24 protein-coding genes and 2 tRNA genes are annotated in these 21,409 nt (G+C 65.0%); 24 read left to right on the top strand and 2 right to left on the bottom strand.

What is annotated here, in order from left to right; genetic code table 11:
- Positions 1 to 6 precede the first annotated feature (6 nt).
- The 12 genes from rplF to AiwAL_RS02315 all read left to right on the top strand — a co-directional run bounded on the left by rplF (position 7) and on the right by AiwAL_RS02315 (position 7,542).
- Positions 7 to 540 (top strand): 50S ribosomal protein L6, encoded by a 534-nt coding sequence (rplF, locus tag AiwAL_RS02370; RefSeq protein WP_235702666.1) that lies wholly within the window; start codon positions 7 to 9, stop codon positions 538 to 540.
- On the top strand, positions 540 to 902 hold the full coding sequence (gene rplR / locus AiwAL_RS02365) for a 50S ribosomal protein L18 (RefSeq protein ID WP_235702665.1): 363 nt from the start codon (positions 540 to 542) through the stop codon (positions 900 to 902). The genes rplF and rplR overlap by 1 nt, the downstream gene beginning before the upstream one ends.
- Before the next feature lie 10 nt (positions 903 to 912).
- Complete coding sequence (rpsE, locus tag AiwAL_RS02360) at positions 913 to 1,485, top strand: 30S ribosomal protein S5 (RefSeq protein ID WP_235702664.1); 573 nt, start codon at positions 913 to 915, stop codon at positions 1,483 to 1,485.
- Positions 1,478 to 1,684 (top strand): 50S ribosomal protein L30, encoded by a 207-nt coding sequence (gene rpmD, locus AiwAL_RS02355; RefSeq protein WP_235702663.1) that lies wholly within the window; start codon positions 1,478 to 1,480, stop codon positions 1,682 to 1,684. Before rpsE ends, rpmD begins: the two co-directional genes overlap by 8 nt.
- A complete protein-coding gene (gene rplO, locus AiwAL_RS02350) occupies positions 1,685 to 2,170 on the top strand; it encodes a 50S ribosomal protein L15 (RefSeq protein WP_235702662.1) in 486 nt (161 codons plus the stop codon).
- Positions 2,171 to 2,306: 136 nt separating this feature from the next.
- Positions 2,307 to 3,656 (top strand): preprotein translocase subunit SecY, encoded by a 1,350-nt coding sequence (gene secY, locus AiwAL_RS02345; protein WP_235702661.1) that lies wholly within the window; start codon positions 2,307 to 2,309, stop codon positions 3,654 to 3,656.
- Positions 3,653 to 4,336, top strand: coding sequence for an adenylate kinase (locus tag AiwAL_RS02340; protein ID WP_235702660.1), 684 nt, complete (start codon positions 3,653 to 3,655; stop codon positions 4,334 to 4,336). Before secY ends, AiwAL_RS02340 begins: the two co-directional genes overlap by 4 nt.
- A gap of 225 nt (positions 4,337 to 4,561) precedes the next feature.
- The gene (rpsM, locus tag AiwAL_RS02335; protein ID WP_235702763.1) at positions 4,562 to 4,939 is read left to right on the top strand and encodes a 30S ribosomal protein S13; all 378 of its coding nucleotides are present in this window, start codon (positions 4,562 to 4,564) and stop codon (positions 4,937 to 4,939) included.
- A 101-nt stretch (positions 4,940 to 5,040) separates the two neighbouring features.
- Positions 5,041 to 5,433 (top strand): 30S ribosomal protein S11, encoded by a 393-nt coding sequence (gene rpsK / locus AiwAL_RS02330; protein ID WP_235702659.1) that lies wholly within the window; start codon positions 5,041 to 5,043, stop codon positions 5,431 to 5,433.
- Between the two features lie 123 nt (positions 5,434 to 5,556).
- Positions 5,557 to 6,576, top strand: coding sequence for a DNA-directed RNA polymerase subunit alpha (locus tag AiwAL_RS02325; RefSeq protein WP_235702762.1), 1,020 nt, complete (start codon positions 5,557 to 5,559; stop codon positions 6,574 to 6,576).
- A 56-nt stretch (positions 6,577 to 6,632) separates the two neighbouring features.
- The gene (gene rplQ / locus AiwAL_RS02320) at positions 6,633 to 7,070 is read left to right on the top strand and encodes a 50S ribosomal protein L17 (RefSeq protein ID WP_235702658.1); all 438 of its coding nucleotides are present in this window, start codon (positions 6,633 to 6,635) and stop codon (positions 7,068 to 7,070) included.
- Positions 7,071 to 7,161: 91 nt separating this feature from the next.
- Entirely contained in the window at positions 7,162 to 7,542 is a 381-nt protein-coding gene (locus tag AiwAL_RS02315) for a hypothetical protein (RefSeq protein ID WP_262312032.1), read from the top strand.
- 304 nt (positions 7,543 to 7,846) lie between these two features.
- Here the strand turns inward: AiwAL_RS02315 and AiwAL_RS02310 are convergent.
- Positions 7,847 to 7,922 (bottom strand) — tRNA-Ala (locus AiwAL_RS02310).
- A gap of 86 nt (positions 7,923 to 8,008) precedes the next feature.
- Between AiwAL_RS02310 and AiwAL_RS02305 the strand changes: the two genes are divergently transcribed.
- Positions 8,009 to 8,083, top strand: a tRNA-Thr gene (locus AiwAL_RS02305).
- A gap of 1 nt (position 8,084) precedes the next feature.
- On the opposite strand, the gene AiwAL_RS02300 is transcribed toward AiwAL_RS02305, so the two are convergent.
- Positions 8,085 to 8,882, bottom strand: a complete 798-nt coding sequence (locus AiwAL_RS02300; RefSeq protein WP_235702656.1) for an IclR family transcriptional regulator — start codon at positions 8,880 to 8,882, stop codon at positions 8,085 to 8,087.
- Between the two features lie 217 nt (positions 8,883 to 9,099).
- Here AiwAL_RS02300 and AiwAL_RS02295 point away from each other — a divergent pair, with 217 nt between their 5' ends.
- The 11 genes from AiwAL_RS02295 (at position 9,100) to AiwAL_RS02245 (ending at position 21,402) form a co-directional block, all read left to right on the top strand.
- Positions 9,100 to 10,827 (top strand): acyl-CoA dehydrogenase family protein, encoded by a 1,728-nt coding sequence (locus tag AiwAL_RS02295; protein ID WP_235702655.1) that lies wholly within the window; start codon positions 9,100 to 9,102, stop codon positions 10,825 to 10,827.
- A gap of 76 nt (positions 10,828 to 10,903) precedes the next feature.
- Complete coding sequence (locus AiwAL_RS02290) at positions 10,904 to 12,274, top strand: MFS transporter (RefSeq protein ID WP_262312031.1); 1,371 nt, start codon at positions 10,904 to 10,906, stop codon at positions 12,272 to 12,274.
- A 135-nt stretch (positions 12,275 to 12,409) separates the two neighbouring features.
- On the top strand, positions 12,410 to 12,787 hold the full coding sequence (locus tag AiwAL_RS02285) for a Zn-ribbon domain-containing OB-fold protein (protein WP_262312030.1): 378 nt from the start codon (positions 12,410 to 12,412) through the stop codon (positions 12,785 to 12,787).
- Between the two features lies 1 nt (position 12,788).
- Positions 12,789 to 13,946 (top strand): thiolase, encoded by a 1,158-nt coding sequence (locus AiwAL_RS02280; RefSeq protein ID WP_262312029.1) that lies wholly within the window; start codon positions 12,789 to 12,791, stop codon positions 13,944 to 13,946.
- On the top strand, positions 13,943 to 16,045 hold the full coding sequence (locus AiwAL_RS02275; RefSeq protein ID WP_262312028.1) for an acetate--CoA ligase family protein: 2,103 nt from the start codon (positions 13,943 to 13,945) through the stop codon (positions 16,043 to 16,045). The genes AiwAL_RS02280 and AiwAL_RS02275 overlap by 4 nt, the downstream gene beginning before the upstream one ends.
- Entirely contained in the window at positions 16,042 to 16,920 is an 879-nt protein-coding gene (locus AiwAL_RS02270) for a MaoC/PaaZ C-terminal domain-containing protein (protein WP_262312027.1), read from the top strand. Before AiwAL_RS02275 ends, AiwAL_RS02270 begins: the two co-directional genes overlap by 4 nt.
- Positions 16,917 to 17,987 carry an acyl-CoA dehydrogenase family protein gene (locus AiwAL_RS02265; protein WP_262312026.1) on the top strand — a complete coding sequence of 357 codons (1,071 nt, stop codon included), beginning with the start codon at positions 16,917 to 16,919 and terminating at the stop codon, positions 17,985 to 17,987. The genes AiwAL_RS02270 and AiwAL_RS02265 overlap by 4 nt, the downstream gene beginning before the upstream one ends.
- Positions 17,980 to 19,125 (top strand): acyl-CoA dehydrogenase family protein, encoded by a 1,146-nt coding sequence (locus tag AiwAL_RS02260; protein WP_235702648.1) that lies wholly within the window; start codon positions 17,980 to 17,982, stop codon positions 19,123 to 19,125. Before AiwAL_RS02265 ends, AiwAL_RS02260 begins: the two co-directional genes overlap by 8 nt.
- A 29-nt stretch (positions 19,126 to 19,154) precedes the next feature.
- A complete protein-coding gene (locus AiwAL_RS02255) occupies positions 19,155 to 20,075 on the top strand; it encodes an SDR family NAD(P)-dependent oxidoreductase (protein WP_235702761.1) in 921 nt (306 codons plus the stop codon).
- 186 nt (positions 20,076 to 20,261) lie between these two features.
- Positions 20,262 to 20,534, top strand: coding sequence for a hypothetical protein (locus AiwAL_RS02250; RefSeq protein WP_235702647.1), 273 nt, complete (start codon positions 20,262 to 20,264; stop codon positions 20,532 to 20,534).
- A 94-nt stretch (positions 20,535 to 20,628) separates the two neighbouring features.
- On the top strand, positions 20,629 to 21,402 hold the full coding sequence (locus AiwAL_RS02245; RefSeq protein ID WP_262312024.1) for a ferredoxin--NADP reductase: 774 nt from the start codon (positions 20,629 to 20,631) through the stop codon (positions 21,400 to 21,402).
- The last annotated feature ends 7 nt before the right edge of the window (positions 21,403 to 21,409 follow it).

Below are 21,409 nucleotides of genomic sequence, written 5' to 3'. Positions count from 1 at the left end.
AGCATCATGTCACGCGTTGGTAAATATCCGGTTATGCTCCCGCAGGGTGTGGCGATCACGATCGTCGACGGCATTCTGACCGCGAAAGGCAGGCTCGGCGAGCTGGCGGTTCCGGTGTCCGACAAGGTCGAGACGAAGGTCGAGGACGGCAAGCTCTCGGTCACGCCGAAATCGAAAGAGGCGGCGTCCCGCATGATGTGGGGCACTACCCGCGCCATCGTCGCCAACATGGTTCACGGCGTGTCGCAGGGCTACGCCAAGACCATGGAAATCACCGGCACGGGTTTCCGCGCCTCGGTGCAGGGCGGCAACCTGGTGATGAATCTGGGGTTCTCGCACGATGTGGTGTATCCGGTGCCGAAGGGCATCAAGATCACCTGCGAGAAGCCGACCACGATCAAGGTCGAGGGCATCGACAAGCGTCTCGTCGGTCAGGTCGCGGCCGAGATCCGCGCGTTCCGGCCGCCCGAACCCTATAAGGGCAAGGGCGTGAAGTTCGAGGGCGAGGCGATCCGGCGTAAGGAAGGCAAGAAGAAGTAATGAGCGCTGTTCAGGACAAAGAGGCGCGGCGCCGGCAACGGCTGCGCTATCAGTTGCGCCAGAAATCCGGCGGCAGGCCCCGGCTTTCGGTGTTTCGTTCGGGCAAGCACATCTATGCCCAGATCATCGACGATGCGGCCGGGCGCACGCTCGCCGCGGCATCCTCGCTCGATGCCGGGCTGCGCGTGGAGTTGCGCACCGGCGCGGACCGGGTGGCGGCCGCGGCGGTCGGCAAGCTCGTCGCGGAGCGCGCAAAGGCGGCCGGGATCACCCAGGTCGTGTTCGATCGCGGCGCTTATATGTATCATGGCCGGGTGAAAGCCCTGGCCGAAGCCGCTCGCGAGAGCGGTTTGGACTTCTGAGGAGCATTGCATGGCACGGGAATCGAGAGAAGGCCGGGGCCGCGAGCGCGAGCGCGAACGGGATCGTGATGGCGACGAGCTGATCGACAAGCTGGTTACCATCAATCGCGTCGCCAAAGTGGTCAAAGGCGGTCGGCGCTTCGCCTTCGCGGCCCTCGTCGTGGTGGGCGACCAGAAGGGCCGGGTCGGCTTCGGCGCCGGCAAGGCCAAGGAAGTACCCGAGGCGATCCGCAAGGCGACGGAACGTGCCAAGCGCGGCATGGTCCGGGTGCCGATGAAGGAAGGCCGCACGCTGCATCACGACGTCGAGGGACGCTACGGCGCGGGGCATGTCGTGCTGCGCTCGGCGCCGGCCGGCACCGGGATCATCGCCGGCGGACCGATGCGCGCGGTGTTCGAGACGCTCGGGATCGGCGACGTGGTGGCGAAATCGCTCGGCAGCCGCAACCCGCACAACATGGTCAAGGCGACGGTTGCCGCGCTGACCAATTGCGCGAGCCCGCGCAGCGTGGCGACAAGGCGCGGCAAGAAGGTCGCCGATCTGTTCGGCAAGCGCGAGAAGGAGGCGACCGTCGATGCCTGAAACAACGAAGGACGCGGTCAGGCGGGTCAAGATCACCCAGACCGGATCGGCGATCGGCCGCAAGCCGGGCCAGAAGGAAACCCTGGTCGGGCTCGGACTGCGCCACATGCATGCAAGCCGCGAAATGGCGGCGACGCCGGAGACGCTCGGCCGGATCAAGAAGGTCGCGCATCTCCTGAAGGTCGAGGAGCTGGCGTAAATGAAACTCAATGAATTGCGCGACAATGCGGGTGCGCGGCCGAAGTCCAAGCGGCTCGGGCGCGGCATCGGCTCGGGCAAGGGCAAGACATCGGGCAAAGGCGTCAAGGGCCAGAAGGCGCGCGAGGGCGTGGCGCTGAACGGCTTCGAGGGTGGTCAGCTCCCGATCTATCGCCGGCTGCCGAAGCGCGGCTTCACCAACATCAACCGCCGCGAATACGCGCCGCTCAATATCGGCACGCTGGCGGCCCTGATCGATGCCGGCAAGCTCGATGCCGGCAAACCGATCACCGAAGCGATCCTGCGCGAGGCCGGCGTGTTCGGCGGCCCGAAAGTTTCGGGCGTTCGCCTGCTCGGCCGGGGTGAGATCGGCGCGAAGGTCGAGATCGAGGTGTCCGGCGCGTCGGCCTCGGCGATCGCGGCGATCGAGCAGGCGGGCGGTTCGGTGAAGACACTGGTTGCCAAGGCCGGACAGGACGCCGCTTAACCGCTCTTGCCGTCGCACGCATGGTTGCGGCAGAATGCATATGACGAACGGCGCCATCTGGTCGTGAGTTTTCACAGGCCGGGGCGCCGTTCGCTTTTTCGGGGTCGGTTCGCGACCCGTCTGATGAGGGATATCCATGGCGTCCGCCGCTGAGCAGCTTGCATCGAGCCTGAACCTGGAGACGCTGTCCAAGGCGACCGATCTGAAAAAACGGATCTGGTTCACCCTCGGGGCGCTGATCGTGTTCCGGCTTGGCACCTACATCCCGATCCCCGGCGTCGATGCGGTGGTGATGGAGCATATGCTCGCGCAGAACGGCGGCGGCGTGCTCGGCATGTTCAACATGTTCACCGGCGGCGCGCTGGGGCGGATGACCGTGTTCGCGCTGAACATCATGCCCTATATCTCGGCGTCGATCATCATGCAGTTGATGCAGGCGGCGGTGCCCTCGCTGGAGACGCTGAAAAAGGAAGGCCAGTCCGGCCAGCAGAAGCTCAACCAGTATACCCGTTACCTGACCGTGCTGATCGCGCTGATGCAGTCCTACGGCATCGCGATCGGACTGGAACATATCAGGAGTTCGGTCGGCCCCGCCGTGCTCGACCCCGGCGCGTTCTTCCTGATCACCACGGTGATCACGCTGACCGGAGGCACGGTGTTCCTGATGTGGCTCGGCGAACAGATCACCTCGCGCGGGATCGGCAACGGGTCGAGCCTGATCATTTTCTCGGGCATCGTCGCGGCGTTTCCGGGGGCGATCGCGAGCGTGCTGCAGCTTGGCGCGACCGGCGGATTGTCCACCGGCTTCGTGATCGGGTTTTTCGTGCTGGCCCTGGTGGTCGTCGCCTTCGTGGTGTTCATGGAGCGCGCGCAGCGCCGGGTGCTGATCCAGTATCCGAAGCGCCAGGTCGGCAACCGGATGTTCGGCGGCGATGCATCGCATCTGCCGATGAAGGTGAATACCTCGGGGGTGATCCCGCCGATTTTCGCAAGCTCGCTGCTGCTGATTCCGGCGACGATCATCGGCTTCAGCCACGGCACCGGACCGGGCTGGCTGCAGTTTCTCGCGCGCGAACTGTCCAACGGCCAGCCGGGCTACATGCTTCTTTATGCCGCCCTGATCGTTTTCTTCTCGTATTTCTATACCGCCGTTGTGTTCAATCCCGAGGAAACCGCGGACAATCTCAAGAAATACGGGGGGTTTGTGCCCGGTATCCGGCCCGGAGCGAACACCGCGAAATATTTTGACACGGTGCTGACCCGGCTGACCACGATCGGCGCGGTGTATCTGGTGATCGTGTGTCTGATCCCGCAATTCCTGATCGGCCAGTTCGATCTTGCCGCCGGCTATTATTTCGGCGGCACCTCGCTGCTGATCGTGGTGTCGGTGACGATGGACACGGTCGCGCAAATCCAGTCTCATCTTCTGGCACATCAATATGAAGGCCTGATCCGAAAGGGCCGTGGGAGAGCGCGAACGCGATGAAGATCATTCTGTTGGGACCACCGGGTGCCGGCAAGGGCACGCAGGCGAAGATCCTGCAGGATCGGTATCGCGCGGCGCAGATCGCCACCGGCGACATGCTGCGCGCCGAGGTGAAGGCGGGCACGCCGCTGGGGCGCGAAGCGAAGGCGGTGATGGAGGCGGGACAGCTCGTCTCCGACGACCTGATTATCGAAATGCTGCGCAACCGGCTGGCCCGGCCCGATTGCCGGCATGGCTTCATTCTCGACGGGTTTCCGCGCACGGTGCCGCAGGCGGAGGCGCTGGATGCGATGCTGGCGGAGAAGCAACTCGGTCTCGACGCGGTCATCCTGCTGAAGGTCGACGAGGACATGCTGGTCGAGCGGATCGCCGGGCGGTTTTCCTGCGCGCATTGCGGCGCCGGCTATCACCGGAGGTTCCACCCGCCGGCGAAGCCGGGAGTTTGCGACAAATGCGGCGGCCATGAGTTCGTGCATCGGGCGGACGACAACGAAGCCACGGTGAAGCGGCGCTTCGCCGCCTATAACGAGCAGACGGCGCCGATCCTGCCGTATTACAAGGCGAAAGGACGGCTTTATGCGGTCGACGGCATGGCGGAACTCGACGAGGTGACCGAGGCGATCGAGGCGGCGCTGCGCCAGGCCGGGGTCGCCGAGCCCGAAGCCGCCACCGCCGGCTGAAACCGGCGGTCGTGCGGGCGGGACCGGCGGTTTCACGAAAAATTGATGTCCGTCGATTGACTCAACCGTCCCCCGGCGATAATGAACGCCATCAGCGGCGCTCCCTTGCGGGGCGCCGCGCTTTATTCAGGCCGAGGTTTGGCGGCTACGCCGCGTGAAACCCAAGCCGTTCATCGACGCAAAAGTCCGAGCGGCATTGCCGCCGGAGACCGAGGAGCAGCAAGCGTGGCGCGTATTGCCGGCGTAAACATCCCTTCGAACAAGCGCGTGCTGATCAGCCTGCGCTATATCTATGGTATCGGGCCCACCAAGGCGCAGAGTATCTGCGCCACGCTCGGCATTGCCGACGACAAGCGCGTCAATCAGCTCTCCGACGACGAGATCCTGAAAATCCGCGAACTGATCGACCGGGATTACCGGGTCGAGGGCGATCTGCGCCGCGAAGTCGCGATGAACATCAAGCGGCTGGTCGATCTCGGCTGCTATCGCGGCCTGCGTCACCGCAAGGGGCTGCCGGTGCGCGGCCAGCGCACCCACACCAACGCCCGCACCCGCAAGGGCAAGGCGGTGGCGATCGCCGGCAAGAAGAAGGTCACGAAGTAGCCCTTCGGCCCGTGCTCGACGCATGGGCGCAACACGGATGACGGATTGATCCGGCCCGGCTTCGCAGTGCCGGCCGGATCGCGAGAAAGACAGGATATTTCATGGCCAAACCAGCCGCCACGCGCCCCCGCCGCAAGGAACGCAAGAACATCAGCTCGGGCGTCGCGCATGTGCTCGCGAGCTTCAACAACACGATGGTGACGATCACCGACGCGCAGGGCAACGCGATCTCGTGGTCGTCGGCTGGCAGCCAGGGCTTCAAGGGCAGCCGGAAATCGACGCCCTATGCGGCGCAGGTCGCCGCCGAGGATGCCGGGCGAAAGGCGCGCGAGCATGGCATGGAGACCTTGGAAATCGAGGTCAGCGGTCCCGGTTCGGGCCGCGAGAGCGCGTTGCGGGCGTTGCAGACGATCGGGTTCTCGATCACCGCGATCCGCGATCTGACGCCGATTCCGCATAACGGATGCCGCCCACGCAAACGGCGCCGCGTTTGATTCAGGACCGATCGACCTGATCGCGCTCGGTTGTCGCGGCCAGGTGGATGAGGTTACGGGTTTTCGGAAGGTAGGGGCGATGCTGTCGTCCGACCGGAGGGGTTGATGTTGAAAGATACGCATTTGGCGATGCAGCGGAACTGGCAGTTGCTGCGCAAGCCGGAAAAGCTGGATATCGAGCCGGGCGCCGACGACATGCGTGCCGCCACGATCATCGCCGAGCCGCTGGAGCGCGGCTTCGGCGTGACGCTCGGCAACGCGCTGCGCCGGATTCTGCTCTCCTCGTTGCATGGCGCCGCGGTGACGTCGGTGAGGATCGACGGGGTTCTGCACGAATTCTCCTCGATCGCCGGCGTGCGCGAGGACGTGACGGACATCGTCCTGAACATCAAGCAGATCGCGGTGCGGATGCATGGCGACGGGCCGAAACGAATGACGCTGACGGCGAAGGGGCCGGGCGAAGTCACCGCGGGGCAGATCCAGGTTGGCCATGATATCGAGATCATGAACCCCGATCTGGTGCTGTGCACGCTGGACGACGGTGCGACCCTGGGCATGGAATTCACCGTCGATGTCGGGCGCGGTTACGTGGCGGCGTCGGCGAACCGCCCGGAAGATGCGCCGATCGGGCTGATCCCGGTCGATGCGATCTATTCCCCGGTGCGGCGGGTTTCCTACCGGATCGAGCCGACCCGCGTGGGTCAGGTGACCGACTATGACCGGCTGATCCTTCAGGTGGAGACCAACGGGGCGGTTACGCCCGAGGATGCGGTGGCGCTGGCCGCCCGCATCCTGCAGGACCAACTTGGCATGTTCATCAATTTCGAGGAGCCGCAGCGACTGCGCTCGGAAGAGCCGCGCCCGGAACTGCCGTTCAATCCGAATCTGCTGCGCAAGGTCGACGAACTCGAATTGTCGGTCCGGTCGGCCAATTGCCTGAAGAACGACAATATCGTCTATATCGGCGATCTGGTGCAGAAATCCGAGCAGGAGATGCTGCGCACGCCGAATTTCGGCCGCAAATCGCTGAACGAGATCAAGGAAGTGCTCACCGCCATGGGGCTCAGCCTCGGGATGTCGGTGCCTGACTGGCCGCCCGAGAATATCGAGGATCTGATCAAGCGGTCCGACCAGCCGTTCTGATCGCGCTTTCGCCTTTGTCGTTGGTTTCGACTTTTTTCTGATCTGGAGTAACCCAAATGCGTCACGGTGTTGCAGGACGTAAACTCGGTGTCACCACGTCCCACCGCGCTGCCATGTTCCGCAACATGGCGGTGGCCCTGCTGAAGCACGAGCAGATCACCACCACCCTGCCGAAGGCCAAGGAGCTCCGGCCGGTCGCGGAGAAACTCATCACTCTGGGCAAGCGCGGCGGGCTGCATGCGCGCCGTCAGGCCCACGCGATGCTGCGCGACGACGTGATCGTGAGCAAATTGTTCGCCACCCTGGCCGAGCGTTACAAGGCGCGGCAGGGCGGCTATACCCGCGTGCTCAAGGCTGGAATGCGCTACGGCGACGCCGCCGATATGGCGGTGATTGAACTGGTCGAGCGCGATCCAGCGGCTAAGGGGCAGGATAGCGGGCCGAAGCCGGAAGCCAAGGAAGGTGAGGGTGAGGCGGCCGATCAGGCCGCCTGACCATCTCACGAACGCTTGAGGTTAGCGAAAGGCGCGGCTCCGGCTGCGCCTTTTTCGTTGCAATCCATGCGCGCCGCGTTATCGTCACGGCATGACAAAACTGACATTCTTCGGCCTGCCGGCCGCCCTTCTTCTCGCCGCCTGCTCCTCGGGGATGGGCGGCGCCCCCACAACCGCCAGTGCCGCCAAGGCCGACAATGCCACGTTTTTGTCGGGGCTGAAGCCGGCCTCCCGCCAGACCGTGCTCTATTGTCAGAGCCAGTTGCAGAAAAAGCTGGGCGGCACGGTGTATGTCGTCGCGGCGCCGAGCCTGCAAAGCGGCGATATCACGGCGAATTCGTCGACCAATTCGATCAGCAATCACGTGCAGGAGGTTTATGATCGGGTGGATAATGGTGCCGTCACCTCCGCCGCACAGGAATGCCATTTGCCATCCTCCAACCTGGTGGTCCGGCCGAGTAGCGGCGACTGACCTGCCCACATATCCGATTGTCCTTCGGCGCCGATCCGCGTAATTTTGTTGTAAAGTTCTATCGTTTCGGAAATTCGTTTGCATTGCCCGATAGCGTGCTATGAATTTCCGAAACGGAACACTTGGCAATACGGCATTTGATGGCATCGCGGAGCGATCCAGCACAGCCGTTTAATTGCGCGCCCAAACAAAGAGTTGAGTGTGATGAGCTTAAACTCGTCACACTGTGCCTGCTCACCGGGTCCGCCGGGGGGCAATGACAAATGCCCTGTATACAAGAGGGGGTAAAAATCATTGATTTAATTGGTGGAGCCAAGCGGAATCGAACCGCCGACCTCCTGAATGCCATTCAGGCGCTCTCCCAACTGAGCTATGGCCCCACCGGCAATGGCGGGCGTATAAACCGGGTTGGCCGGGCCTGCAAGGGGTGGAACCGGGAGGCGGTCGTGATAAGAAGCGACCTGATGCCGGGTTAGCACAGCGGTAGTGCAGCGGTTTTGTAAACCGAAGGCCGGGGGTTCAAATCCCTCACCCGGCACCACCTACGATTGCAGCATTCCGGCGATGCGAGAGACGGACGGGTAGAGCGACGCGCTGGTGATGGTGGCGACCTCGTGGAGATCGGCGCCGAGCCGCACAAGGATTTCGTGCCCGTGCTGGTCCGCGATGGTGATGCCGCTGAGGCCGAAGCGCGGCTGCCCGGTCTCGTCGGTAACGATCGACGCCACCGTCTGCAGGCCGCGATAGAGCTGGCCGTCGTCGATCGCCCAGCCGTCGATCCCGGCGCGGGCGATATCGGCCCGGTAGCTTTCGAAGGTCGGCGGGTTCTGCCAGCGGAGCGTGGCGAAGCGCCGCCGCAATTCGGCCACCGGCAGGTCGAGCGCCGCGGCGACGCAGCGCCCGACGGCGCCGACCAGCGCGGGCAGACGCAGCCCGAGGCGCATCTCGACACGCACCGCCGTTTCGCTATGCGCGCGGTCGATCAGGGCGATATGGCCGTCCTCGCTGATGCGCCACAGGACCAGGAGCATGTCGTAATTGAGCGCGAGCCGTTCCAGCTCCGGCCGGATCAGCTCGGCATGGCGCAGCCCGACCAGCCCGGTGGCGAGTTCCGCCACCGCCATCCCGAGCGTGTAGGTCTTGTCGCCGTCCCGGAACGCGACGAAGCGCGCGCGCGCCAGGGTTCGCAGGATATTGAAGCAGGTGCTCGGATTGATGCCGGTCTCGCGCGCGATGGCGGCGACGCCGAGCGGAGTCGTCGTTGCCGCCAGATGGCGGAGAATGCGGATCGCGTGGACGACTGCGCCAACCTCGCCCTGCACTTTGTTTTCCGACTTCATTCTTGATTCCGATTGACATTCTTTATGGAGAAGGATATGAGCCGTTTTCAGGTGAAATGCAATGGATTTTCGCCGCTGCGCGGCCATCACGGGCAGATCGTCCCTGGCAGGTCATCGCCATCGGACCTGCTCGCGAACCGGTCGGAACGCGGCATCCCATGGTGGGGGAACCGGGTGGGAAGCCGGCGATATTCGGCCTTGGCAAGGAGATTGGCGCATGGATCATCCGATGACGCTACCCCAGGCGGGACATGACAACGTTCCCGATGCCAGCGGGATCAATCTCTATCGCAGTGATCCGGTCTTCTCCGGCCTGCTCAGGCTCTATCTCGGGGAAGACCGGTTTTCGGCGCTTGAGCCGACGCTGATCGATCTCGGCCAGCGCGCCTCCGACGAGCTCGACCAATGGGCTCTGACCGCCGACAAAAACCCGCCGGTTCTGCGGCATCGCACCCGCCGGGGCGAGGCGATCCAGAGCATCGTCAAGCATCCGAGCTACACGGCGCTTGAACGCGTTGCGTTCGGCGAGCTGGGGCTTGCCGGCATGAGCCATCGCGGCGAGCGAATTCCTTCGCTGGTCAAATATGCGCTGACCTTTCTTTTCGTCCAGGCTGAGTTCGGACTTTGCTGCCCACTCAGCATGACCGACTCGCTGGCCCGGACCCTGCGCCGTTTCGGTTCGGAAGAGCTGGTCCGGCGCTATCTGCCCTTTCTGATTTCGCGCGATTCGGACACCGCTTTTCAGGGCGCGATGTTCATGACCGAGCAGGCCGCCGGCTCCGATGTCGCCCGGATCGCGACGCGCGCCGTGCGCGAAGGCGGGGAATGGCGCCTTTACGGCGAAAAATGGTTTTGCTCTAACCCCGATGCGGATCTCGCGATGGTTCTGGCGCGGCCCGAGGGTGCCGCCGACGGCATTGCCGGGATCGCGCTGTTCCTGATGCCGAAGGTGCTGGAGGGCGGCGCGCGGAATTCCTACCGGATCGTCCGTCTCAAGGACAAGCTCGGCAGCCGTTCGATGGCAAGCGGCGAAATCGTGCTCGATGGCGCCTTGGCCTATCTGATTGGCGAGGTCGGTCGCGGGTTTCATCAGATGGCGGACATGATCAACATGTCACGCCTGTCCAATGGCGTTCGCGCCGCCGGGCTGATGCGGCGCGCCGCGACCGAGGCATTGCATGTCGCACGCGAGCGGCACGCTTTCGGCCAGAAGCTGGCCGACATGACGCTGATGCTCCGGCAGCTGACGAAAATCCTGCTGCCGGCCGAGCAAGCGCGCTCGATGTTCATGCATACCGCGCGCTGCCTCGATCGCGCCGATGCCGGCGATGCCGAGGCCGCCAAGTTGGTCCGCATTCTCACCCCGTTGATCAAGTTCCGGGCCTGCCGCGACGCGCGCCGGGTGACCGGTGATGCGATGGAAGTCCGTGGTGGGGTCGGCTACATCGAGGAATGGTCCGATCCGAGGCTGGTGCGCGATTCGCATCTCGGATCGATCTGGGAAGGCACCAGCAACATCGTAGCGCTCGATATCGCGCGCGCCGCCCGCCGCGAAGCCTGCCTCGAGCCGCTCTCGGCCTATCTGGCCAGGCTGCTCGACGAGGCGGCGCTGCCGGAGCCAAGTGACGCGCTGATGCGGCGCCTGATCGGCAAAACCATCGGTGCCGTCACCAGGGTTGCCGAGCGCCAGGATACGGAGCGGGTCCGCCAGGCCGGCAGCGCCCTGTACCATCTCTGCAGCGCCGTCTTCATGGCCTGGGAAGCCGCGCGGATGGCGCCGGATTTCCAGCGCCTCGCCCTCGGCCACCTGGTCGTCCGGCACCGGCTGATGCCATTCGACCCGCTCGCACTGGAGGACAGAGGGCCCGATGCGGAGGCGCTGCGCGCCATCGTCGAGGCGCGGACGATGCCGATCGAGGAGGCGATGCGATTCTGTCCAGAATAGGACAGACGGTTTCCAGGTAACAACCTGTTCGGGGCCGCAATCAGAAGCAGAACCATTTTGCCGCAAAGGGAGATAAATGAACAGTGCGACCATGACTCATGCCGATGAGGACCGCGCGGCGGAAATCGGCGCCAGGATCGACCGGCTGCCGGCCTGGGGGCTGACGCTTGCTGGGAAAGCAGTGTTTGCCGCGGCATATTTCTTCTCGTTCTACGACATCATCGCGATCGGCGCGACATTGCCGAATATCGCGCATGCGCTGCACCTGAGCGGCGCGGAAGAGGCGCTGCCACTGACGACGAGTTTGATCGGCTACATCATCGGGGCCGTCATCCTGGGGCATCTCGCGGATTCGTGGGGCCGGCGCAACACCCTGCTGGTGACGATGCTTCTGCTCGCCGCATCCTCCGTGCTGTGCGGCCTGTCCTGGAACATCGCGTCGCTTGCGGTGTTCAGGCTGTTCAACGGCATGGGCATCGGGGCGCAGATTTCGCTGAGTGCGACGATGATCAACGAATTATCGCCGAGTGCACAGCGCGGACGTAACATTCAGCGCAACATCATCGCCGGCGGTATCGGCGATGCGGTGACGCCGTTCGTCGCGATGGCGCTGCTGGCCACAGGCGATTTCGGCTGGCGCCTGGTGCTCGGATTCGGTGTTCTGGCGTTGATTCCTGCAGCGTTACTCTACTGGCTACCGGAATCGCCGCGCTGGCTGGCCGCCAAAGGACGATACGACGAGGCGCAACGGGTTGTCTCGGAGATGGAGGCGACGCTGCAAGCGCGCGGCGTGGTGATTACGAATGTCCACAAAGCGGCCGAGGTGGCGCTTCCTGCAAGCGCCATGTCGGTCAGCTTCGTCGATCTGTTCCGGCCGCCTTATCTATCGCGCGTTCTGGTGGTCACGACCTACTGGACCCTGTTCTATGTCGCGACCTATGGTTTTCTGGGTTTCGAGACGGTCCTGCTCGATAAAATGACGATCCAGCAGCCGCACGGACTGCTCTTCACCGCCCTGGGCGATCTTGCGTTTCCGGTCGGCGCCGCACTGCCGCTCATTCTGCTGGACCGGATTCCGAGACGCTATCTGCTCGGCCTGTCGAGCATCACCTACACCGTGGGGCTCGCGGTCCTCGCGGCAAGCTGGAATGGGGCAGTCATGGTGCTCGGCGCCGTGCTCGTCGCGCTGAACATCCTGTTCAATTGCGGCGTAGGCTATATCTATACGTCCGAGATATTTCCGACCAGGGTCCGCGCGTCGGCCATGGGCATCGCCGATGGCGGCGGTCATATCGGCGGCATGATCGCGCCTTACGTCGTGCTGGCGGCGATGGCGAGCTGGGGTGCGCGCGGCGCCTTCGGGTTTCTCGCGGGACTCATGGTGATCTGCGCCATTCTGATCGTCACTCTGGGCGTGCGCCGGACCGACGAATTGCCTTCGGTATAGGTGTGTCCCGATGGGAAGGTCTGTTATTCGCCTAAGAGATTGACATTCTCCAATGAGAATTATAGGCCTCTTGAGAAGCAGGAACGCCACGTTTGTGCCATTCGCATCAAAACCTCATCGGGATCGGGAGGATGCATGACCAGCACAGCCACCAGCGGTAACGGGCCGCAGGCGCAATACCGGGAGCATCTGCGCGCTGGACGGTTCATGATCCAGCGCAGCCGGTCCACAGGGCGTTATATATTCTATCCGCGCGTTGCCGTGCCGGAAACCGGCGAGACCGATCTTGCCTGGGTGGCAGCGGCTGGAACCGGCATTGTCCATGCCATCACCGTCAATCGCGGCCGGGACGAAGACTACAATGTCGCGATCGTCGAACTGGACGAAGGGCCGCGCCTGATGAGCCGCATCGACGGCGTCGAGAACGTCGCGATCGGCACCAGGGTGAAGGCCCGGATCGTTTCCGAAGGCGACGAGGCTTTCATCGTGTTCGATGTGCTCGGGGAGCAATAGGATGGCGCATGCATTGCGAGGGCGTACCGCCGTCGTGGGGATCGGCATGGCCGGCCTGGGCGAGGCACCGGGCCGTACCGCCATGGAACTGCTTGCCGAAGCGTCGCTGGCCGCGATCGCCGATGCCGGTCTCCGTCTCGCGGATATCGACGGCATTTTCGCCGCGACCAGCAGTCACGCGTTCCCGACGCTGTCGGTCGCCGAATATCTCGGACTCCGCCCGCGATTTTTCGACGGAACCAATATCGGCGGCGCATCTTTTGAAATGCATCTTCTGCAGGCGGCGCTCGCGCTCGATGCCGGGCTGTGTGATGCGGCGCTGATCTGCTACGGGTCGGATCAGCGCACCGCCAGCGGCCGCCTGGTTTCGATGAGCGAAACCCAATGGCACGAGGCGCCATACCGGCCGCGCCATCCGATCACCGCCTATGCGCTCGCGGCGAACCGGCACATGTATCAGTACGGTACCACGCGCGAGATGCTGGCGGACGTTGCCGTTGCCGCGCGGCAATGGGCGAACAAAAATCCAGACGCCTTCGCGCGCGGCAAGCTGTCGCGCGAAGATGTGCTGTCGAGCCGGATGATCAGCGATCCGCTGACCAAATATGATTGCTGCCTCGTCACCGATGGCGGCGGAGCCTGCGTGATGGTCCGCGCCGACCGCGCCCGCGACCTGAAGCGAAAGCCGGCCTTCCTGCTCGGTGCCGCCGGGGCGCATTCGCATCGCTCGATCGCGCAGATGCGCGATCTGACCGTCACCGCGGCGGCGGAAAGCGGTCCGCGCGCGTTCGAGATGGCCGGTCTCGCGCTTGGCGATGTCGATCTGGTCATGCTCTACGATGCGTTCACCATCAACACGATCCTGTTCCTTGAAGATCTTGGCTTCTGTCCGAAGGGTGAGGGCGGCCGCTTCGTCCAGGACGGCGCGATCGCGCCGGGTGGGCGCCTCGCGGTGAATACCAATGGCGGCGGACTCTCCTGCGTGCATCCCGGCATGTACGGCATGTTTCTGATTATCGAGGCGGTCACCCAGTTGCGCGGCGATGCCGGCGAACGGCAGCTTCCGTGCTGCGAGGTCGCGCTGTGCCACGGCAATGGGGGCACCTTGTCGAGCCAGGTGACGGCGCTGCTCGGCAGTACCGCGACGGTGACGCAATGAATCGGGATATCGGGCTCGATGCGCTGCTCGCGCCGCGCTCGGTCGCGATTATCGGGGCATCCTCCGACCCCGCGCGGATCGGCGGCAGGCCGATCGCCTATATGCGCGACGCGGGCTTCCGGGGTGCGATCCTGCCGGTCAATCCGAACCGGACGGAAATCCAGGGGCTGCCGGCCTATCCTTCGGTGAATGCCATGCCGAGCGTGCCGGATGTCGCGATCGTCGCGGTCCCCGGTGCGGCGGCGGAGCAGGCGGTGGCCGATCTCGGTGCGCGCGGCGTGAAGGCGGCGATCGTGTTTGCCGCCGGCTTCGCCGAAACCGGCGCCGACGGCGCGGCGGCGCAGGATCGCCTTCTGGCTGCGGCGCGGGTTCACGGCATGCGGCTGCTCGGCCCCAACGTCCTCGGCCTGTTCAACGCGCGCATCGGGTTTTACGGGATATTTTCCGCCAGCCTCGAAACCGGATATCCGCTTCCCGGCCGCATCGGCATCGTCAGCCAGTCGGGTGCCTATGGCACACATGTCTTCGCTGCCGCGCGGAACCGGCGGATCGGCGCGCCGATTTGCGTGACCACCGGAAACGAGGCGGACGTGACGGTCGGCGAAGTGATCGGCTGGATGGTTCGAGACCCGGACACCGACGTCATTGCCGTCTATGCCGAAGGCATCCGCGAGGCGGTCAGCTTCATGACCGCGCTGGAGGCGGCGCGTGCCGCGCACAAGCCTGTCGTGATCATGAAGGCCGGGCGAAGCGAGCGCGGGCAGGCGGCCGCGCGTTCCCACACGGCGTCAATCGCGGGGGACGACGAGGTGACCGACGCCGTGCTGGCGGAGTTCGGTGCGGTGCGTGCGCGCAACACCGAGGAGATGCTGGACATCGCCTATCTCGCGACGCGCCGCGTCTATCCGGTGCGCAATACGCTCGGCATGATTACGGTCAGCGGTGGCGCCGGCGTGCTGGTCAGCGATGCGGCGGAGACCCTGGGTCTGGACATGCCCCTGATGCCGCAGGAGACCCAGGCGCGACTCAAAACCCTGCTGCCGTTCGCATCGCCGGCGAATCCGGTTGACTGCACGGCGCATGTTTTTAACGACATGTCGTTGGTTGGCCGGTTCACCGAGGCCATGGTGGACGAGGGCGGCTACAGTTCCGTGCTCGCGTTTTTCACCCACACGGGCGGCGCGCGGTCCATCGCGCCACGGCTGCGCGCTGAACTGAGCGCGGTCCGCGACCGTCATCCAGACCGGCTGTATGTCCTCTCGGTTCTCGCGTCGCCCGAACTGGTCGCGCAATACGAGGCGGACGGCTTCGCGGTTTTCGAGGACCCGACCCGCGCGACGGTCGCGATTCATGCGATGGGCCGCTTCGGCGCCGCCTTCGCGCGCGGTCCGGGCAGCAAGCTGCCTGCGGTTCCCGCAATCGACTTGCCGGATCGCTCGCCGGACGAAGCCGGAGCCAAGCGGCTGCTCGCGGCAATCGGCATCGAAGCGGCGCCGGAACAAAGCTGTGCAAGCGCCGAAGCGGCGGTTGCCGCGGCGGCGGCGCTCGGCTTTCCGGTGGTGATGAAGATTTTGTCCCCCGATATTCAGCACAAATCCGAAATCGGCGGCGTGCTGCTCGATATCAGTGACGCAGCCGAAGTGCGGGCCGGCTATGCCACGCTGCTGGCGCGCGCGAAGGCGGCGGCGCCGTCCGCGCGGATCGACGGCGTCCTGGTGGCGAAGCAGTTGCGCGGCGGCGTGGAATGCATCCTCGGCATTCATCGCGATCCGGTCTTCGGCCCGGTCGCGATGTTCGGCCTGGGCGGTATTTTCGTCGAAATCCTGCGCGATGTCGCGTTTCGCCGCTGCCCGTTCGGCGAGGCGGAGGCGATGGACATGATTAGCGGTATTCGTGGTGCACCGCTCCTGCTTGGCGCGCGCGGCAGGCCGCCCGCCGATCTCGGTGCGCTGGCCCGGATGCTGTCCCGGCTGTCGGTTTTCGCGCACCGGGCCGGACCGCGCCTGCTGTCGGTTGAGCTCAACCCCGTGCTCGCGATGCCGGATAGTGGCGGGGCCTACGCGCTCGATGCCGTTCTGGAGCTGGAGGCACCGCCATGACGATCAATCCCGACCACCTTCTGAATTTCCCGATCCCGGATGTCCGGCAGCGCCTGACACGGCGGGACACGATTCTCTACGCGCTCTCGGTAGGGCTCGGGCAGGACCCGCTCGACGCGCGGCAGCTCGACTTCGTCGATCAGCACCGGACGTTGCGCGTTTTGCCGTCGATGCCTGTCGTGCTCGGCCATCCCGGCTTCTGGCTGCTCGACCCGCGTACCGGCGTGGACGCCGTGCGGGTGGTGCACGGCGAGCAGAGCGTGGAAATTCTCCGGCCGCTGCCGGTGGAGGGCGAGGTCATCGGCCGCACCCGCATCACCGGGCTGGTGGACAAGGGCGCGGGGCGCGGCGCGCTGCTCTATTCGGAGAAACAGGTGATCGACGCCGCCAGCGGTGATGTGCTGGCGCTAACGCGCAGCACCACCTTCCTGCGCGGCGATGGGGGATTTGGCGGTCCGTCCGGCCCCGTGCGCCCGGCGCATCCGATGCCGGAGGGCGCACCCGAATTCGTCGTGGACCTGCCGACCCGGCCGGAGCAGGCGCTCCTTTACCGCCTGAATGGCGATGACAATCCGCTGCATGCCGATCCCACCTTTGCGGAGCAAGCAGGGTTTCCGCGCCCGATCCTGCATGGGTTGTGCACGCTTGGCGTCGTCGCCCATGCGCTGCTGCGCGTTCTGGGGGATTACGACACCACCGCTTTCCGCAGCCTCGATCTGCGGTTTTCCGCACCGGTGCTGCCGGGCGAGACGATTCGCACCGAAATCTGGCGGGACGGTTCCTTCCGAGCCCGCGTCCTGGAACGCGACGAGATCGTGGTGAACAACGGACGCGCCGTGTTCGAGCGCGCGCCGGACGGAGGGCCGAAACGGTGAGCGTGGCGGCCGACCGGCCGGAAAACCTGCGGATGATCCGCGACAGCGCCGGGGCGGTGGTGCCGCCGGGCGATCTCCGCCGGGTGCGGGCGCTGCGCTTCGGCGCGCCTGGCATCGATCGGGATGTCTGGCGGGAGATGTGCGCGATGGGCTGGCCGGGGCTGCGCCTGCCGGAAGCGGAAGGCGGCTCGGGGCTCGGGATGGCTGAATTCTGCGCCCTGGTTGAGGAGCTTGGGCGCGGGCTGGTCCCCGAGCCGCTAATCCAGGGCGCGTTTGCGGCCCGGCTGCTGCGGGGCGAAGCGCTGGAAGCGCTGCTCGCCGGGGAGCGGATCGTGCTGCCGGCCTGGCAGGAACGCGCCGGCGCGATCGCCGCCGGGCGGGATGCCGCGCTGCGCGACGGGCGCGTCACCGGCCGCAAGCTGTTCGTGCCGATGGCAAGCTGTGCCGATGCCTTCCTGGTTACGACACATGATGGCCTCGCGCTGGTGCGCGCCGACGCGCCCGGCGTTTCGCTTGAGATCGCCGGAACCCAGGATGGCGGGCATTTCGGCACGCTCTCGCTCGACGATGCGCCGGCCGAGGCGGTCGCGGCTGCGACGGAAGACGCGGTGGACGAGGCGCTGGACGAGGCGGCCCTGGCGCTCGCCGCCTATCTGCTCGGCGCGATGGAGCGGAGTTTCGCGCTGACTCTCGACTATTTGTGCACGCGCCGGCAATTCGGCCGGCCGATCGGCAGTTTTCAGGCGCTGCAGCACCGCGCGGCGGATCTCGGCATTCAGATCGCCCTCACGCGTGCCAGCGTCGAGAGCGCCGCCGCGACGCTTGATTCCGCCGGCCCGGCCGCGCCACGCGCGGCTGCTGTCTCGCGGGCCAAGGCCCGTGCGGCCACGGCATCGATGCTGGTGACGCGCCAGGCGATCCAGTTGCATGGCGCGATCGGCTACACCGACGAGGCCGATATCGGTCTCTATCTGCGCAAGGCGATGGTGCTGGCCAATCTGCACGGCAGCGCCGCCGAGCACCGCGCACGCTATGCGCGCCTTCTGCCGGAGACGGACCATGACTGACTTGAACGCGCTCGACGACGAGGATTTCCGACTCGCGGTGCGGCGCTGGCTCCGCGAAGCCTATCCGCCGGAGCTGCGCAACCCGCCAAAGCGCCTGCACTGGCGGGACAACAAGGTCTGGTATCTGAAGCTCGCGGAGAAAGGATGGCTGGCGCCGGGCTGGCCGCGCGAACATGGCGGCATGGGGCTTTCGGCCGCGAAACAGCTCATCATGCTCGACGAATATGAACGCCACGGCGTCGCGCGCACCAACGACCACGGCATCGTCATGCTCGGCCCGCTGCTCATCCGCTACGGCACCGAAGCGCAGAAGAGCCGGTTCCTGCCGAAAATTCTGTCGGGCGAGCATATCTGGTGCCAGGGCTATAGTGAGCCGAATGCCGGTTCCGACCTCGCCAGCGTCGCGACCACGGCGGTGCGGGAGGGCGAGGACTGGGTGCTGAACGGGCAGAAAACCTGGACCACGCTGGCCAACGACGCAAACTGGATCTTTGTTCTCGCGCGCACCGACCGCGCCGCGAAGAAGCAGGAGGGCATCAGCTTTTTCCTGGTCCCGATGGATGCGCCGGGCGTTACCGTGCGACCGATTGTCAATCTCGACCTGCACGACGAGTTCTGCGAGGTGTTTTTCGACACCGTGCGCGTGCCGCACGACAATCTCGTCGGCGCGGTGAACCAGGGCTGGACCATGGCCAAGGCGCTGCTCGGCTTCGAGCGGGTCATGATCGGCTCGCCGAAGCAGTCGGCCTATGCGCTCGGGCGGTTGCGCCTGCTGGCGCAGCGCATGGGGGGCTGGGACGATCCCGTCTTCCAGGACCGCTATACCGGCCTGCGGCTCGACCTCGCCGATCATACATCGCTTTACGAAACCTATTTGGAGATCCTGCGGCGCGGCGAGATGCCGGGGGCCGATGCTTCCATGCTCAAATTGCATCAGAGCGAGCTTTATCAGCGGATCACCGACACGATGCTGGAGATCGCCGCCGAGAATGCGGGGCTACTGGAGCCGATGGAGGGCAACCGCGATCTCAACCCCGCCGGCCTGTTCCTGCAAGCGCGTCCGGTGACGATCTACGGCGGATCGAACGAGATTCAGCGCAACATCCTGGCCCGGACCGTGCTGGGGCTGCCGGGCTGACCGCCCGGATACGGAAAAAAGGAAACATGATGCAGGCAGAGCGGATGTTGGATGGCAAGGTCGCGATCGTCACCGGCGCGGGCGGCGGCATTGGCCGCGAGATCGCCCTGGCCATGGCGCTGGCTGGCGCCTCGGTGCTCATCGCCGATATCGGCGTGTCGCTGACCGGCGCGGGCGGATCGGGAACCCCGGCCGAACAGACCAAGCAGATCATCGAGCAGCGCGGCGGTGCCGCAGCGATCTGCGCCGAAAGCGTCGGCGAATGGCACTCGGCGCAGCGCATCGTGCAGGCGGCGCTGGATGCGTTCGGCCGTATCGACATCGTGGTCAACAATGCTGGCATCCTGCGCGACGCGATTTTCCATAAAATGGCGCCGGAAGACTGGCTCGCGGTGATCAACGTCCATCTGAACGGCAGTTTCTTCGTCAGCCGCGCCGCCGCCGAGCATTTCCGGCGCCAGGAATCGGGCGCCTACGTGCATATGACCAGCACCTCCGGTCTGGTCGGCAATTTCGGGCAGGCGAATTATTCGGCGGCCAAGCTCGGCATCGTCGCCTTGTCGAAATCGATCGCGCTCGACATGCAGCGCTACAAGGTGCGCTCCAACTGCATCGCGCCCTTCGCCTGGAGCCGGATGACCGACTCGATTCCGGCCGCAACGCCGGAACAGAAGGCGCGGGTGGCGAAGCTGCGGCAGATGACGCCCGACAAGAACGCCCCGCTCGCCGTGTTCCTGGCCTCGGAGGCCGCGCGCGACGTGACCGGCCAGGTTTTCGCGGCAAGACACAACGAGATTCTGCTGATGAGCCAGAGCCGGCCGATCCGCTCGGTGCATCGCGGCGAAGGCTGGACCCCGAAGCTGATCGCCGAACACGCCTATCCGGCCCTGCGCGCCTCGCTGCCGCCGCTCGACCGCAGCCCGGACGTGTTCAGCTGGGACCCGGTCTGACCACGATTTCGTCAGTCTGATACACGGGCTCGACTTTACCCCGTCCATTCACGTTAAGGCATATCTGGTATACCATATTCATTATACCTTACGGCTCGACACTCCTTAAATACACGAAGCTTCCAGGAGTTCTTCATCATAGGCCCCCAAATTGGGAATCCTCTGATTTGGCAAAAGGAATAGACCATGAAGACACGATCGATGTTGACAAGCGTTGCGGCGTTTTCGGTTCTGATGACGTGTTCGGCGTTCGCCGCGACCGTGACCCAGGGTCCGGCCCAGAATCCCTCTTACAATTCAAAGTCAAACCATTCGATGGCGCAGCAGGGTGAGCGCCACCAAACCACTCAGCCTTTGTCGACGCCGGGGACGGGGCAGCACCAGAGCATCAACTCGCCTTACAGCTCAAAGCCAAGCCATTCGATGACTCAGCAGGGCGAACGCAACCAGAACAATTGATCGCCCGCCCCCGACCGCCGGACGGCATATCTGTTCTGTTCGGAACGCGCCCCAGCGATAAGGCAATATTTCCCATCTATGCTAAGGGGCAATCATGGCCGAGCAGCAAACCGAATCCGTCATCAGCGTGCGCCACTGGAGCGACACGCTGTTCAGTTTTTCGACCACGCGCGATCCGGGCTTCCGGTTTCGCAGCGGACAGTTCACCATGGTCGGGCTGGAAGCCGAGGGACGCAGGATATCGCGCGCCTACAGCATGGCGAGCGCGCATTACGACGATAGTCTGGAATTCTTCAGCATCAAGGTGCCGAACGGCCCGCTGACCTCGCGGCTGGCGCGGATCAAGCCGGGCGACCCGATCCTGATCGGGCGCAAACCCACCGGAACCCTGGTGCTCGATGGGCTGACGCCGGGAAGGCGGCTGTTCCTGCTCGCGACCGGCACCGGCCTCGCGCCGTTCCTCAGCATCATCCGCGACCCGGAAACCTACGACCAGTTCGAGACCGTGATCCTGATGCACGGGGTCCGGCATATCGGCGACCTCGCCTATCGGGACTTCATCGCCGAGGATTTGCCGTGCCACGAATTTCTCGGCGAGCAGATCCGTGAGCACCTGATCTATATCCCGACGGTCACCCGCGAGGCGTTCGCCACCACCGGGCGGATCACCGCGCTGCTCGAATCGGGCGCCGCCCTCGCGGCGCGCGGTTTGGCGCCGATCGCGCCGGCGCAGGACCGGGTCATGCTGTGCGGCAGTCCGGCCTTTCTCGCCGACATGACCGGATTCCTCGACAGCCGGGATTTCGTCGAAGGCAGCCTGGCGCGGCCGGGCCAGTATGTGATCGAGAAAGCCTTCGTCGAGAAATAGGGGATAG

Origin of the sequence: Acidiphilium sp. AL (assembly GCF_025499445.1) — a bacterium.
Taxonomy (GTDB): Bacteria; Pseudomonadota; Alphaproteobacteria; order Acetobacterales; family Acetobacteraceae; genus Acidiphilium; species Acidiphilium iwatense.
Note: the sequence above shows the minus strand (reverse complement) of the source record. Positions and strands in the feature narration are given on the sequence as shown.

Coding starts and splice junctions, on each gene's coding strand:
- rplF (WP_235702666.1), top strand. CDS start 7: ATGTCACGCGTTGGTAAATATCCGGTTATGCTCCCGCAGGGTGTGGCG.
- rplR (WP_235702665.1), top strand. CDS start 540: ATGAGCGCTGTTCAGGACAAAGAGGCGCGGCGCCGGCAACGGCTGCGC.
- rpsE (WP_235702664.1), top strand. CDS start 913: ATGGCACGGGAATCGAGAGAAGGCCGGGGCCGCGAGCGCGAGCGCGAA.
- rpmD (WP_235702663.1), top strand. CDS start 1,478: ATGCCTGAAACAACGAAGGACGCGGTCAGGCGGGTCAAGATCACCCAG.
- rplO (WP_235702662.1), top strand. CDS start 1,685: ATGAAACTCAATGAATTGCGCGACAATGCGGGTGCGCGGCCGAAGTCC.
- secY (WP_235702661.1), top strand. CDS start 2,307: ATGGCGTCCGCCGCTGAGCAGCTTGCATCGAGCCTGAACCTGGAGACG.
- AiwAL_RS02340 (WP_235702660.1), top strand. CDS start 3,653: ATGAAGATCATTCTGTTGGGACCACCGGGTGCCGGCAAGGGCACGCAG.
- rpsK (WP_235702659.1), top strand. CDS start 5,041: ATGGCCAAACCAGCCGCCACGCGCCCCCGCCGCAAGGAACGCAAGAAC.
- rplQ (WP_235702658.1), top strand. CDS start 6,633: ATGCGTCACGGTGTTGCAGGACGTAAACTCGGTGTCACCACGTCCCAC.
- AiwAL_RS02315 (WP_262312032.1), top strand. CDS start 7,162: ATGACAAAACTGACATTCTTCGGCCTGCCGGCCGCCCTTCTTCTCGCC.
- AiwAL_RS02300 (WP_235702656.1), bottom strand. CDS start 8,882: ATGAAGTCGGAAAACAAAGTGCAGGGCGAGGTTGGCGCAGTCGTCCAC.
- AiwAL_RS02295 (WP_235702655.1), top strand. CDS start 9,100: ATGGATCATCCGATGACGCTACCCCAGGCGGGACATGACAACGTTCCC.
- AiwAL_RS02290 (WP_262312031.1), top strand. CDS start 10,904: ATGAACAGTGCGACCATGACTCATGCCGATGAGGACCGCGCGGCGGAA.
- AiwAL_RS02285 (WP_262312030.1), top strand. CDS start 12,410: ATGACCAGCACAGCCACCAGCGGTAACGGGCCGCAGGCGCAATACCGG.
- AiwAL_RS02280 (WP_262312029.1), top strand. CDS start 12,789: ATGGCGCATGCATTGCGAGGGCGTACCGCCGTCGTGGGGATCGGCATG.
- AiwAL_RS02275 (WP_262312028.1), top strand. CDS start 13,943: ATGAATCGGGATATCGGGCTCGATGCGCTGCTCGCGCCGCGCTCGGTC.
- AiwAL_RS02270 (WP_262312027.1), top strand. CDS start 16,042: ATGACGATCAATCCCGACCACCTTCTGAATTTCCCGATCCCGGATGTC.
- AiwAL_RS02260 (WP_235702648.1), top strand. CDS start 17,980: ATGACTGACTTGAACGCGCTCGACGACGAGGATTTCCGACTCGCGGTG.
- AiwAL_RS02255 (WP_235702761.1), top strand. CDS start 19,155: ATGCAGGCAGAGCGGATGTTGGATGGCAAGGTCGCGATCGTCACCGGC.
- AiwAL_RS02250 (WP_235702647.1), top strand. CDS start 20,262: ATGAAGACACGATCGATGTTGACAAGCGTTGCGGCGTTTTCGGTTCTG.
- AiwAL_RS02245 (WP_262312024.1), top strand. CDS start 20,629: ATGGCCGAGCAGCAAACCGAATCCGTCATCAGCGTGCGCCACTGGAGC.